Here is a 12,809-nt window from a genome sequence, read left to right on the forward strand (position 1 = left end):
GCTGGGGTTACCAACGTGTGAAGGAGTGGTGATGGCCAAGGAGCGAACCGTCGAAGATATTCGCGCTGAACTCGCCGGAACGCGAGCGAACTTGAAATCTTCGATTGCAGGATTCCGTGAATCCGTTGAGCCGAAGAACGTCGCCAAACAGAGCGTGGCCGAGGTGAAGCAATTTGCCCAGAATGAGTTCAACGAGGCGAAGAAGCAGTTCGTGCATGAGGATGGCAGCATTCGCACGCAGCGGATCCTCGCCATCGCCGGCGCGGTCGTCGGCGTCGTCGCGTTCGCGGTGACGCTCAACGCACTGTCGAAGCGTGGCCAGCTCAACGCGGCCAAGACGAAGAAGGCGATCACGGCCAAGTGAGCGATGCCCAGCTAGCCATTCGGATGCTGCACGACCGGGTGCTCGTCGACGCCGAATCCGGCGACCAAGAGCGCACGAGTGGTGGAGGCATCCTGATTCCAGCCACCGTCCAAATGGGCAAGCGCCTGGCCTGGGCGAAAGTAGTCGCCGCCGGCCCTAGCGTGCGTGCCGTCGAAGTGGGAGACAGAGTGCTGTTCGACCCCGAAGACAGAGCCGAGGTGGAGCTCAACGCCCGCCGCTACGTGCTGCTGCGCGAGCGCGACATCCACGCCGTCGCTGCAGAGCGTCTCGACGACGCCGGCACCGGGCTCTACTTGTAGCCCCTCCCAAAAAACTCGACGGAGCGCACTCCAGATGCCATTTTTGGCCCTCGAGGGGCGGTTTTCGCCATCTGTTGTGCGCTCCGTCGAGCATCGCAGGAGCGGCTACAGTTCGTTATCCCTTGACCGCTCCTTCTGTAATACCGGCAATGAACTGCTTGGAACCGATCGCGAAGATAATGATGAGCGGCACGACGGAGATGAGCGACGAAGCCATCAGCATGCCGTAATCGGTACCGTGAGCGGTTTTCAGCTGCGACAGTGCGACCTGCAATGTGAGCTTGCTGGGATCGTTCAACACAATCAACGGCCACATGAAATCGTTCCATGCGCCGATGAATGAGAACATGCCCAGGAACGCGAGAGCAGGCCGAATCGTAGGTAGGCAGACGTGTAGGTACTGCCGCCAGAATCCGCAGTTATCAATGCGAGCGGCTTCCAGTAGTTCGCGTGGAATGGCGTTTGAAGCGTACTGACGAAGCCAAAACACGCCGAACGCGCTCGCCAAGGAGGGGAAGATGAGCGCCTTGAGCGATCCGACCCACCCCAGCTTGCTCATGAACAGGAACTGGGGAATCGTCGCGAGCTGCGCCGGGAGCAGGAACGTTGCGAGCACGAGACCGAACAAAAACCGTTTGCCTGGGAACTCATACTTGGCAAATGCGAACGCCGCCAGCGACGAAATGAAGAGTACGAGGACGGTCACACTAATTGCGACGAACGCGGTATTGGACATGGCCGCCCAGATGTTGATCTTATCCATGATCGCTCCGACGTTGTCGTCGAGACGATCACCAGGCGTCATGACCGGCGGGAACTTGTAGATCACCGACGAGGGCTGGGACGCCAGTACAAACATCCAGTAGAAGGGAAATATGGAAATGAGTGCGCCCAGGATGAGCAGGATGTGGCGTACGATCGCACCTCGATGGCGCCACCACGGTGGCCTGCGATTCGGACGGCTACTGGTTTCAATGGCTGCGCCTGCCAGAGCGGCCGGCACTGCGCGCTGGTTGATAGACATCAGCCCTTCACCTTTCGTTCGCGGGTGACCAGCCAGTTGATGATGGAGAAGAACATCACGACGACAAATACACCCCACGCGATGGTTGCACCGTAGCCGTAACGGTTCTCCTGGAATGCCACGGAGTAGAAGTAGAGCACCATCGTCATGCCTGAGTTGCCCACGCCGCCTGCCGCGGCCGCGCCCGACGACTGCGACGAGGTGAGTACCTGGGATTCTGTGAAGCTCTGGAGCGAACCGATGGTGGACATCAGCGTGATGAATAACACGATGGGTCGCAGCTGTGGCAGCGTGATGCGGAAGAAGGTCTGGAAGCCGTTCGCGCCGTCGATTGCTGCTGACTCGTACTGCGTTTTATCTATGGCCTGCAAACCGGCGAGGATCAGCAGGGCGTTGTAGCCAACAAAGGACCAAGTCGTGAGGGCTGAGATAGCAATTTTGATGCCCCACTCGTTCTGGAGCCAGGCGATGTTCTCGAACCCGAACAGATTGACGATCACGTTGGCCAAGCCAAACTGGCTGGAGAACAGAGAGCTAAACAGAATGCCCATAGCCACCATCGAAGTGACGTTGGGGATGAGGTAAATCACGCGATACGTGGTCGAGAAGCGCAAGGTTGAGTTCAGCATGAGCGCGACGATTGTGGCCAAGACGAGCGTCGGCACCGTGCCCATCACCCAAAGAATCAGGGTGTTGCCTAGCGCTTTGTAGAACAGTGGGTCAACGATGAGGTATTTGAAGTTCTCAAACCCGATGAACTCGATGTCACCGAGTCCGGACCAGTTCGTGAACGCCAATGCCATGGTGAACACCATGGGCATGGCGCCAAACATAAAGAAGAAAAAGAAGTACGGGGAAACCGCAAAGTATTGCGGAAGTGAACGTTTCATCCGTTTTCCCAGTGACGCAGCTCTCAACTCAGTACTGGGAGGGAGAGTGGCGCTGGCGCCACCCTCCCTGACAGCTGTTCCCGGATTCATCGAACCGTAAGCCCCACTTGCTTAGCGATTCGTTTCGCTTGTGTCACGGCATCGTTCCAGGCCTGCTCGTGATCCTTCTTCGAAGATTCGATGAGGTCGATCTCGGCGAGGAAAGGCGCCTGCACAGCACCGGACTGCGGATCCTCATACAGAGGGCGTACGGTTTCTGCGGCGTGACCGAACACCTCGGCCGCCTTCTGCCCGCCGAGGAATTCCACGGGGCCAGCGACTTCCTCCATCTCGAAAGCTTCCGGCGTTGCCGGGAAGTTGCCCTTGTCTTGGTACTCGTATGCCTGGTTCTTCGGGTTCAGCATGTACGTGATGATTTCGAAGGAAGCCTCAGGATCTTTCGCTCCTTCAGGGATGGTGAGGAACGAACCACCGCTGTTGGTCGCCTCGCCGGGATGCTCACAGACACGCCACTTGCCGGCCGTATCAGGGGCATCCACCATGAGGTCTGCAAGGTGCCACGACGCGCCGAAGTCGGCAGGAAGCTTACCTTCGTTGACGGCAGCAGCGGCGTCGGCACTGTTCGACTGGATGGTGGCGACGATGCCGGCGTCGAAGGCCTTCATCATGACGTCCCAGGCGTGGCGGATGTGATCCTGGTTGCCGATGAATACGCCTTCCTCATCCACGAAACCCTTACCGGACTGCGGCCAAATGGTGTCGAACAGGCCGGCGCAGTTACGGATGAGGTAGGTGTCGGGTTTCTTCGAGTGCAGCTGCTTGCCAAGCTCGAAGTAGGCGTCCCATTCTCGGATTTCCTCGGCAAGCTTCTTCGGGTCGCTGGTGAGGCCGGCATCCTCGAACACGTCGGCGCGATAGAACAGCGCGGTGGGGCCGATGTCGATCGGGATACCCACCTGTTTGCCGTCCTTCGTGGTGGCCTGTTCCCACTTGTACTCCAGGTAGGTGCCTTTGATGTCCTTGGCGCCAACCGAGTTGAGGTCGACGAAGTACTTCGCCTGGGAGAGGAAGAAGGGGATATCCTGACCTTTGACGCCGGTGATGTCCGGCAGACCGCTGCCAGCAGCGAACGTGGTGGTGAGCTTTTGCTTGAAGTCGCCGCCAATCACATCCTGGCGAAGCTTGTACTGCTTCAGGTCATTCGCGACGCCTTCTAGTACCTTCTTGCTGAAGCCTTCAGGCCAGGTCCACAACACCATGTCCTTCACGTCACCATTGCCCGAGGCGTTTCCTCCGCCAGAAGAGCCCTGGGTGGAACACGCGGAGAGCCCGAGCATGCCGAGTGTGGCAGCCCCTCCGCCAAGTAGATTTCGCCGTGACAAGTTCATTATTCGCTCCTTGAGGTAGCTCGCCGTGTTTCCCCTTCCATGGTTGTCACGGCGCTCGGTGTAGTCGATCAAAATGCTTCAACAAAGCGTGATATGGATTGCTGGCTTGGGCTTCATGTAGGAGGTGTTGCCCCGTTGCGACGCGACGACGGAAGATGTGGTCACCCTCCAAATAGCCATTGACAAGCATGTTCATGTCTTCAGATCCGCCTTGATCGAGTATGTGATGCTCAATCTAGCATTGCCCCCGGTGAATTGAAAGATCATGATCGAGTTGATCGAGCCTGAGCGAAATAGGGCTGCCTGCGCTACGGTGTACCTGTGTTGAAAGCATCCCGGCAGGAGTCAATGTTGCACCTTTTGGAGGTGCGGCGTCGTGCTGGCATCGTCGACATCGCGAGCGAGCTCCGCGTGAGTGAAGCCACCGTGCGGCGTGATGTTGCTGAGCTTGAGGAGCAAGGCGTAGTGACACGCTCCTGGGGTGCCGTCGAGCTTGCTCGAGCCGTCGACGATCCGTTTCATGAGACCCTCGCCCGCGAACGTGCCGGCAAGGAGCGCATTGCGTGCGCGGCCGCGAAGCTGGTGCAGCCTGGCCAGACCGTCATCCTCGACATTGGCACGACCGTGCATTATTTGGCGCTGGCATTGCAAGAGATGCCCCTCACCATCCTCACCCCCTCACTCGCCGCATTCGAGGTGTTCCGTAACCAGCCCAACATCTCTGTGGTATTGCTGGGCGGCAGGTGGTCTGAGCCGTACCAATGTTTTGAGGGAGATCCCGTTGTAGACGCGCTGGCTCGCCAGCAGGCAGACATCGCCTTCCTTGGCTGTTCCGGAGTGGGGGATACCGGACGAATCCGAGACACCTCGTATACCCAAGCCGCTATGAAACGCGCCATGCGCGCGGCGGCGTCCCGCACGTACCTGTTGGCGGACGCCACCAAGCTCCCAGGGCAAGGCAATAGTGCTCCCTTCGACCTCGCAGACATGGACGGGCTCATCACCGACATACGCACGCTCCCAGAGAAACTGGCCGAGCAGGTTGCAGCGATCGATTTGGAGGTAATCCACGCATGAAACTCACCATTTTGGGTGGAGGCGGTTTCCGTGTTCCGCTGGTGTACAGAGCGCTCATGGAGGACACCTCCGATGAACGCGTCGACGAAGTGCGCCTCTACGACACCGATCCTGTGCAGCTCGCGGCCATCAAGAAAGTGCTCGAAGAGCTCGGTGCCACTGCTTCCGACGCACCTCGCGTCATCGCGACGACGGACCTCGGAGAGGCACTCCAGGGCGTAGACTTCGTGTTCTCTGCGATGCGAGTGGGCGGCACCGAGGGCCGCGCTGCCGACGAACGCATTGCGCTTCGCAACGGCGTCATCGGGCAGGAGACGGTGGGCGCAGGAGGCATCTCCTATGCCCTGCGTGGCATTCCCGTCGTCGTCAGTTTGGTAGAGCAACTGCGCAAGCATGCACCCGACGCCTGGGTGATCAACTTCACCAACCCAGCGGGAGTCATCACCGAGGTGATGCAGCGATCACTTGGTGACCGTGTGGTAGGAATCTGCGACTCCCCGGTGGGTCTCGCTCGCCGCGTGCTCACCACCCTGCAGGGCGAGGGGATCGTCGCCGACGATGTGCCCCCGCTCACCGCTGCCGATGGGCGGGTGCGCCTCGACTACGCAGGCCTCAACCACCTGGGGTGGCTCACAAGTTTGCACGTCGATGGCGACGACGTGCTGCCGAGGTTGCTCGAGCGTGCCGACTTAATCGAATCTTTCGAGGAAGGGCGCCTCTTCGGGGCACCGCTGGTGCAGGCGTTGGGATGCCTCCCAAACGAATACCTCCACTATTACTATTTCGCCCGAGAAGACCTCCTACTGGACAGCAAATCAGAAGCCACGCGAGGGGTGTTCCTTGCCCAGCAGCAACGTCGCTTCTACGACGCAGCGACGAACGCCACGCACGACGTCCATGCTCTCTGGGAACAGTGCCGCCTGGAGCGCGAAGCAACCTACATGGCATCGAACCGAGACGCGGCAGGCGGTTTCGACCGAGACGCCGCCGACCTCGAGACTGGGGGATACGACAAGGTGGCGTTGGCGATCATGCATGCCATCGCCAACGACGTTCCCGCGCGGCTCATCTTGAACGTGGCTAACCGGGGCGTACTGCCCGATCTCGACGACACGGCAGTGGTGGAGGTTCCCTGTGACGTCGACGGCAATGGCATCCACCCACTGCCGGGCGCGGCGCTCCCCGACCACGGGCGGGGCATCGTCGTGAACGCGAAGTACGTGGAACGCCGCACCATTGCTGCCGCACTGCACGCATCGCGCAGCGACGCAGTGCTGGCGCTCGCGCACCATCCGCTCGTGGACTCCGTGAACGTTGCACGCAACATCTTGGACGACCTCGTCGCTCACTTCCGTGAACTGGCCTACTTGGAGAAGCACTGACATGCATGACGATCGCAAGCTTGTAGAAGAGCGTATCGAGCACCTGCGAGAGCGCCTCGTCGGGAAAGAGTACGTGACGCTCACTCGGCTCAACGTCGAGGCTTGGAAAGCGCCAGGCGAGCCCGTGCCCTTCGCAGAAGCGGTCAGCCAGCAGTACGAGCCGTTCCCCGTCGGCACCTGGTGGGGGCCGGCGTGGAGCACCTGGTGGCTGCGACTCGCAGGCACACTCCCCGAGGATGCCCCCCGCGGGCGTGTCGAACTCCGTGTTGATCTTGGGTTTTCTGGCGACTGGGCGGGTAACCAGTCGGAAGGTCTCGTCTACACCTGCGACGGGGTGCCGCTGAAGGGTCTCAATCCCATGAACCGCACCGTGCCGCTCACGTTCGGGTCGATCGCCGAACGACTTGAGCACGAAGGCTCGCCGCTGGTGACGGCCGACGGCTCGGTACAGCTGATGGTGGAAGCCGCTGCCAACCCCAACCACGGGGAAGACATGGCCAAGTACGGCGACAAAGCCACCATGCCCGTCGAACCCATGTGGCAGTTCAAGGCCGCGGAACTCGTGGTGCGCAACGACGACGTCTGGCACCTCCAACTCGACCTCGAGGTGCTCGATGGCCTCATGCGCGAACTCCCCGTCGACTCCACCTGGCGCGCGACGCTTCTTCGTGGGCTCGAGCGCGCCGCCGACGTCATCGACCAGGACAGCATCGAGGAACAAGCCGCCTCCGCGCGCGCCGTGCTTGCGCCCTTGCTGAACAGCGGCCCCCACGGTTCCGCGCAGCGCATGACCGCCGTCGGACACGCGCACATCGACTCCGCCTGGTTGTGGCCCATCCGGGAAACCCGTCGGAAGGTAGTGCGCTCGCTGTCGAACGTCGTCGCGCTCGCCGACGAGTATCCCGACTTCCACTTCGCCTGCACCGCTCCCCAGCACCTCCAGTGGCTGAAGGAAGACGCGCCGATGGTGTTCGAACGCATGCGCGAGGCCATCCAGCGCGGTCAGTGGCACATGGTGGGTGGCACCTGGGTAGAGCCGGACGCCAACCTCCCAGGCGGCGAGGCGATGGTTCGCCAGCTCACCAGTGGCCTTCGTTGGCTTCGCGAAGAACTAGACGTCACCACCGACTGCCTCTGGCTCCCCGACTCGTTCGGTTACTCTGGCGCGCTGCCCCAGATCGCGAAGCTTGCCGGTATGCGGTGGTTCTTTACCCAGAAAATGAACTGGAACCAGACGAACACGCTGCCTCACCACACATTCTGGTGGGAAGGCATCGACGGCACGCGCATCTGGACGCACTTCCCGCCCGTCGATTGCTACGACTCCATCCTCTCCCCAGACCAGGTGAAATTCGCCGAGCGCAACTTCAAAGAAAAGGGTGTCGCCAAGGAATCGTTGTTGCCATTCGGTTATGGCGACGGTGGTGGCGGCCCCGTGCGTGAGATGGTGGAACGTGCCCGTCGGCAGAGCAACCTTGAGGCATCGCCGGTAGTCACGATGGGTAGTCCGCAAGAGTTCTACCACGCGGCTCGCGCCGAGCGCGATGAGCTCCCCGTCTGGGCCGGCGAACTGTACTTCGAGTTCCACCGTGGCGTCCAAACCTCCCAGCTGGCGTTGAAGCAGGGCAACCGCCTGGTCGAGGCCGGCCTCGCGACGCTGGAATGGCTTGGCACGCTGGCGATGCTGCGCGGGCATGCGTACGACGCCGAGGGCGTCGAACAGCTTTGGCGACGCATGATGCTGCTGCAGTTTCACGACATCCTCCCGGGCAGCGCCATCGCGTGGGTGAACGAAGAAGCACGTGAGGAGTACACGTCGCTGCTGCAAGAGATTGAGGAACGCATCGACGCGCTGCGTCACGCCGTGTTCCCGGGGGAGCAGCGCGCCATTGCGAACCCCGCGCCGTTCGCGAGACGCGAGGTCGTCGAGATCGAGGGGCGACGGGTGCTCGTCGACGTGGGCCCCCTCAGCGTCGTACCGCTTGCCGATGCCGAAGCAGCCCCGACGCACCTTGTCCAGACCCAGTGCCAAGACGAGAGCATCGTGCTCGACAACGGGTTGATGCGCGTCATCGTCGGGCAGGACGGAACGGTGACGAGCCTCGTCGACGTGCTGGCGGAGCGTGAACTGATTCTTCCCAGCCAGCGGGCCAACCTCCTGTGCTTACACCCAGACCACCCCAGCTGCTTCGACGCGTGGGAACTCCAGGCGCAATACCGCCACCATGTGTGGGAGCTCGACGACATCGAACAGGTTGCACTGGTGGAGGACACCCCGCTTCGTGCCCAGGTGGATGTGGTCCGGTCCTTCGGCGACTCTCGGATGACGCAGTCGCTGTGGCTGGACGCGGACAGCAAGACGGTGCGGTTCGCCGTCGATATTGACTGGCACGAACGCTCCCGCGTACTGAAGGTGGCGTTCCCCCTCGCGATCAAGGCAACCCATGAGTCGTCCGAAATCCAGTTCGGCCATGTGCGACGGGCGCTGTCGTCGAACACCAGCTGGGACGAGGCGCGTTTCGAGGTGCCCGGGCATCGTTGGACGCTGCTCGACGAGCCAGGCTACGCCGTAGCGCTGTCGTACGACTCCTCCTACGGCCACGACGTGGAGCCCGCCGGGGCCGATGAACACGCGCCCACCGCGGGCGTGGTGGCCAGCTACACCTTGCTGCGGGCACCCCTGTCGCCGGACAAGGAATCGGACCAAGGGCAACACCGCATTCAGTACCAGCTCACCGTCGACGCTGACGTACGGACGGCGAGCGAAGCAGGCATCGCGCTGAACCAACCACTTCGTGTGCTGGAAGGCGCGAGCACGAGCGAGGCGGCGGTGGCGTCGTTAGAGATGCTCCGCGGGCATGCGGTGATCGATGCGGTGAAGCCGGCGTTCGACGAGTCCGGTGACGTGGTCATCCGGTTGCACGAGGCCACGGGTGGACGGTCGCGGGTTCGGCTGCATCTCGGGTTTGACGCCGATGTCGCTCAGGAGGTGGACCTCTTGGAGCAACCGGTAGCCGAGCCCACCCAGCCGCGCTTGGGAGACCTGCGTCAGGGCGCGGTGGACCTTACCCTTCGTCCCTTCCAGATCCTCACCCTGAAAGTATGTGCCAAATGAAGCTTCTGTTGATCTGCCTCGACGGTGTGCGCGCCGACTTCGCATTGCCAGAGGAAGTGGCGAGCAACCCTGATTTCGCGCAACCCTCTCACCCGGCCGACCCTAGGTTCAGCGTCGGTGCTCCAGACCACACCGTGCATGACTTCCCGCCCGGAGTGGCCCCGACGCTCGCTCGCCTCGCCCGAGGAGATGACGCGTCCGACGGTGTATGCCTACCCATGTGGATGACGCCTCCCACCGACTCGGGGCCAGGGTGGTCGTCCATCCTCACCGGCTCCACCCACGAGGAATGCAACGTGTGGTGGAACGAGTTCGTGGGCCACGACATGGCCAGGCGCCCAGACTTTCTGTCTCGCGTGTTCTTCGCGAACCCCCGCGCCCGCACGCTCGCAGCAGCCACCTGGACTGCTTTCACCGTGGGTGTCGGCCCTGGGCCGATCCTGCAACAGCGCGTCGACCAGCAACGCACGGGGCAGCACGCGGTGTTCCAACCCGATCTCACCAGCGGCATCGAAGCTGCAGACGACGCCGTGTGCACGTGGGCTTGCCACAGGTTGCTCCACGAAGGGCCAGAGGCCTCGGTGGTGTACTTCGAGAGCGTGGACGCAGCCGGCCATGCCGCAGGCTCCGACAACAAGGAATACCGCGAGGCTCTCCAACGCGTCGATGAACGCGTGCGCTACCTGGTCAAAGCGGTGGCAGAGCGGCACGAACAGCTGGGCGAAGATTGGGTCGTGGCCGTCACCACCGACCACGGGCACAAGCCCGAGGGCGGGCACGGCGAGGACGAGGTCGAGGTGCGCAGAAGCTTCCTGATCCTGCACCGCATCGGGGGCCAACTGCCCGCCGAGGTACACGAGCGCGGCGCGCTGCGCAGTGAAGACGTCATGTGGCTGCTCCTGGATCTCATGGGCGCGCGGCAAGGCGAGATGGAGGGAGAAGACGTCGGCGTGCTGAAGGACATCGAGCCTTTGGGTCCGACGCGGGACCTGCGCTTCGAATGGTGACACATCTGACGGTTGCATCCGCTGGATGGGTAGAGCGTCGAGCTAACCCAATATCCACATGCGCTTGCCAAAACGCCCCAAAATCGTCGGTTCAGCGAAACGCGTGTGGATATTGGGTTAGCAACGGCGTGGTCCCGGCTGGCTGGCGGCTACTGGGCCAACAGTTCCGCGACGCGGCGAGCGCGAGGGTCGTCGTGGGCGCGGGCCGCTTGGAGCACCTCGGCGAGGCACGGAGGATCGGCGGCTCCGCTCTCGCCCGCCAGGATGGTGCTGGCGACGAACGCCGCGACGAGGAGTTGCTCTTCGAGCACATCGGTGAGGCCCGAGGCGACGGCAAACGCGGCGAGCGTTGCGTCGCCGGCACCGGTGGTGTTGCGCGGGCGCACGGGGAAGGCGGCCACGCTGGCTTCCTGTCGGGTGGCGGCATCGACCGCAACCATTCCGTCGGCGCCCCGCGTGACGACGACGGTGGGCACGCGGCTCGTCAGCGTCCGCGCCGCGTCAATGGGGTCGCTCAGTTGCGTGAACGCTTGCGCTTCCAGGTCGTTCAGCATCCACACGTCAGCACCTGCGATGCCCGCGAGTTGTTGGTCGCCCCACGAGCCCGTCTCATCGAAGCCTCTCGAGGCAAACACACGGGCGCCTCGTCGGCGCGCGTCAACGAGCCAGGGGAGTGTCGAATCACGCAAATCAATGACGATGGCATCTGCATCAACATCGGTCAGGGAGTGCCCCACCGGTTTCGCAGGGGGACGCTCAACCGTCACCATCGCGCGGTCAGCACTGGTTGCGAGGGCCACCGTAGTGGGGAGTTGCCAGTTGGCGTAATGCTCGCAGTAGGTGGTATCGATGCCTTCGCGGTGCAGGCTGCGCAGCAGCCGCTCGCTAGTTTCGTCGTCACCGACGGGAGAGCACAGCCAGGTGCTCGCACCGAGGCGAGCTGCGACGCGCGCCATGGTGGCCACTCCGCCCCAGCCCTCGTGCAACCTGGTGGCTTGCAGCTCGTGGCCGGGAACGGGCATTCCTGGAACGCCGGTCATGATGATGTCGCGGTACGTGATACCGACTGTCAGCATGTGTGTGGACACGGCGCTCCTTCTCACGGACGAACAAGCAAGAGTCTTGCACAGACGTATCCGAATGAGCAGCCAAGTAGGGTGGTCGTGTGCTGTCTGGGCCGCATATCCAACGAAGTAGCCGGCACGCCGGCAGGGAGGTGTTGATCGAATGAATCGTGCTCTTCCACAGCACGTCGGAGCGGTGTTGTTCGACATGGACGACACACTCGTGGACTCCGAACGGGCATGGTTCGGTGCGACCCGTCAACTCTGGGAAGAGTACGGGGTACAGACAAGCTTCGACGATGACGTTTCTGATGAACTTCGAGGCGGCGCCGTTGAGGACGTCGTCGCGTTGTTCAACCGTGTTCATCCCGGAGCACCGGCTGAAGAAGTGGAACGCCGCATGCTGCAGCTCCTACAGGATCACTTGTCAGACGGTGTAGAGCCCACGCCGGGGGCGGAAGCCCTGCTCAAGCGCCTCGTCGGGAAGGTGCCAATGGCGGTGGCCTCGAACTCGCCGTCGGCGATCGTGCAGGCCACGATGCACTCGCTCGGTTGGCAGGATTATTTCGCCGGAATGCTGGGTACCGAAGACGTGGAGCACCCCAAGCCGGCACCGGATCTGTACCTTGCGGCAGCTGAGCGGTGTGGCGTAGCAGCAGAGCGCTGCGTGGTGATGGAAGACTCCCGCACCGGCGCTACGGCAGCAAGGGAGGCCGGCGCGTTCGTCGTCGCGGTTGGCCCATTCGCCGCAGATTTGGGGCATGCGCACGTGCCCTCACTCGACCATCCGATGCTGCAGTCTTGGCAGCCTCAACCAATCGCACAGGCGAAGGAGCTGTGATGCCCACCATCATCCCCACACCCGCTCACGTCGACTGGGGACATGGTTCGTTCCTGCTGCCCAACCCCCTCCCAGTGCGTGGCGGAGGTGTTCCCGCTGAGGTTCTCGCCGAGCGTCTCTCGCGGTCAGCCGGGGTGCAGGTGCTTGCCGACGGAGTCGGCGTCGGCGTGGACTTCGTCGAAGACACTTCGCTCCCCGACGAGGGGTACCGCCTCAGCGTCGACGCAGACGGGGTGCGCGTCGGGTATTCCACGCAGGCCGGCGCGTCGTGGGCTGTGCAGACGCTGCTGCAGCTGTTGCCGCGCGAAGTGCACACCACCGGTCCCATGGACCGGGC

The 12,809-nt window shown here is 62.5% G+C and carries 12 protein-coding genes; 8 read left to right on the forward strand and 4 right to left on the reverse strand.

Annotated features, from left to right (window positions below):
- The first annotated feature begins 31 nt into the window (after positions 1-31).
- Positions 32-364: a DUF3618 domain-containing protein gene (locus Q0X61_RS07635; protein WP_297741908.1), complete on the forward strand. Its 333-nt coding sequence runs from the start codon at positions 32-34 to the stop codon at positions 362-364.
- 23 nt (positions 365-387) lie between these two features.
- Positions 388-684 (forward strand): co-chaperone GroES, encoded by a 297-nt coding sequence (locus tag Q0X61_RS07640; RefSeq protein WP_367270720.1) that lies wholly within the window; start codon positions 388-390, stop codon positions 682-684.
- A 115-nt stretch (positions 685-799) separates the two neighbouring features.
- Here Q0X61_RS07640 and Q0X61_RS07645 read toward each other — a convergent pair whose 3' ends face one another.
- The 3 genes from Q0X61_RS07645 to Q0X61_RS07655 form a co-directional block, all read right to left on the reverse strand.
- Positions 800-1,708: a carbohydrate ABC transporter permease gene (locus tag Q0X61_RS07645; protein WP_297741912.1), complete on the reverse strand. Its 909-nt coding sequence runs from the start codon at positions 1,706-1,708 to the stop codon at positions 800-802.
- Positions 1,708-2,598 (reverse strand): carbohydrate ABC transporter permease, encoded by an 891-nt coding sequence (locus tag Q0X61_RS07650; protein WP_297741914.1) that lies wholly within the window; start codon positions 2,596-2,598, stop codon positions 1,708-1,710. Before Q0X61_RS07650 ends, Q0X61_RS07645 begins: the two co-directional genes overlap by 1 nt.
- 86 nt (positions 2,599-2,684) lie before the next feature.
- The gene (locus tag Q0X61_RS07655) at positions 2,685-3,986 is read right to left on the reverse strand and encodes an ABC transporter substrate-binding protein (RefSeq protein ID WP_297741916.1); all 1,302 of its coding nucleotides are present in this window, start codon (positions 3,984-3,986) and stop codon (positions 2,685-2,687) included.
- Positions 3,987-4,307: 321 nt separating this feature from the next.
- Between Q0X61_RS07655 and Q0X61_RS07660 the strand changes: the two genes are divergently transcribed.
- From Q0X61_RS07660 to Q0X61_RS07675, 4 genes are read left to right on the forward strand one after another with little or no spacing between them, the layout of a single operon-like run.
- Positions 4,308-5,063, forward strand: a complete 756-nt coding sequence (locus tag Q0X61_RS07660; protein ID WP_297741918.1) for a DeoR/GlpR family DNA-binding transcription regulator — start codon at positions 4,308-4,310, stop codon at positions 5,061-5,063.
- Positions 5,060-6,445 carry a 6-phospho-beta-glucosidase gene (locus Q0X61_RS07665; RefSeq protein ID WP_297741920.1) on the forward strand — a complete coding sequence of 462 codons (1,386 nt, stop codon included), beginning with the start codon at positions 5,060-5,062 and terminating at the stop codon, positions 6,443-6,445. Before Q0X61_RS07660 ends, Q0X61_RS07665 begins: the two co-directional genes overlap by 4 nt.
- A gap of 1 nt (position 6,446) precedes the next feature.
- Positions 6,447-9,560: a glycoside hydrolase family 38 C-terminal domain-containing protein gene (locus tag Q0X61_RS07670; protein WP_297741922.1), complete on the forward strand. Its 3,114-nt coding sequence runs from the start codon at positions 6,447-6,449 to the stop codon at positions 9,558-9,560.
- A complete protein-coding gene (locus Q0X61_RS07675) occupies positions 9,557-10,567 on the forward strand; it encodes an alkaline phosphatase family protein (RefSeq protein WP_297741924.1) in 1,011 nt (336 codons plus the stop codon). Before Q0X61_RS07670 ends, Q0X61_RS07675 begins: the two co-directional genes overlap by 4 nt.
- Positions 10,568-10,716: 149 nt before the next feature.
- On the opposite strand, the gene Q0X61_RS07680 is transcribed toward Q0X61_RS07675, so the two are convergent.
- Positions 10,717-11,655, reverse strand: coding sequence for a carbohydrate kinase family protein (locus tag Q0X61_RS07680; protein WP_297741926.1), 939 nt, complete (start codon positions 11,653-11,655; stop codon positions 10,717-10,719).
- A 139-nt stretch (positions 11,656-11,794) separates the two neighbouring features.
- On the opposite strand from Q0X61_RS07680, the gene Q0X61_RS07685 reads away from it, so the two are divergent.
- Both Q0X61_RS07685 and Q0X61_RS07690 read left to right on the forward strand, forming a co-directional pair.
- Positions 11,795-12,472 carry an HAD family phosphatase gene (locus Q0X61_RS07685; RefSeq protein WP_297741928.1) on the forward strand — a complete coding sequence of 226 codons (678 nt, stop codon included), beginning with the start codon at positions 11,795-11,797 and terminating at the stop codon, positions 12,470-12,472.
- Positions 12,472-12,809 (forward strand): glycoside hydrolase family 20 zincin-like fold domain-containing protein (locus Q0X61_RS07690; RefSeq protein WP_297741930.1); only part of this gene is annotated, 338 nt, incomplete at its 3' end. The genes Q0X61_RS07685 and Q0X61_RS07690, both read left to right, overlap by 1 nt.

The organism is uncultured Tessaracoccus sp. (assembly GCF_947255005.1).
GTDB lineage: Bacteria > Actinomycetota > Actinomycetes > Propionibacteriales > Propionibacteriaceae > Arachnia.

Excerpts from the sequence above, each read along its gene's own strand:
- Q0X61_RS07635 (WP_297741908.1), top strand. The coding sequence starts at position 32 with ATGGCCAAGGAGCGAACCGTCGAAGATATTCGCGCTGAACTCGCCGGA.
- Q0X61_RS07645 (WP_297741912.1), bottom strand. The coding sequence starts at position 1,708 with ATGTCTATCAACCAGCGCGCAGTGCCGGCCGCTCTGGCAGGCGCAGCC.
- Q0X61_RS07670 (WP_297741922.1), top strand. The coding sequence starts at position 6,447 with ATGCATGACGATCGCAAGCTTGTAGAAGAGCGTATCGAGCACCTGCGA.
- Q0X61_RS07665 (WP_297741920.1), top strand. The coding sequence starts at position 5,060 with ATGAAACTCACCATTTTGGGTGGAGGCGGTTTCCGTGTTCCGCTGGTG.
- Q0X61_RS07675 (WP_297741924.1), top strand. The coding sequence starts at position 9,557 with ATGAAGCTTCTGTTGATCTGCCTCGACGGTGTGCGCGCCGACTTCGCA.
- Q0X61_RS07685 (WP_297741928.1), top strand. The coding sequence starts at position 11,795 with ATGAATCGTGCTCTTCCACAGCACGTCGGAGCGGTGTTGTTCGACATG.
- Q0X61_RS07650 (WP_297741914.1), bottom strand. The coding sequence starts at position 2,598 with ATGAAACGTTCACTTCCGCAATACTTTGCGGTTTCCCCGTACTTCTTT.
- Q0X61_RS07655 (WP_297741916.1), bottom strand. The coding sequence starts at position 3,986 with ATGAACTTGTCACGGCGAAATCTACTTGGCGGAGGGGCTGCCACACTC.
- Q0X61_RS07640 (WP_367270720.1), top strand. The coding sequence starts at position 388 with ATGCTGCACGACCGGGTGCTCGTCGACGCCGAATCCGGCGACCAAGAG.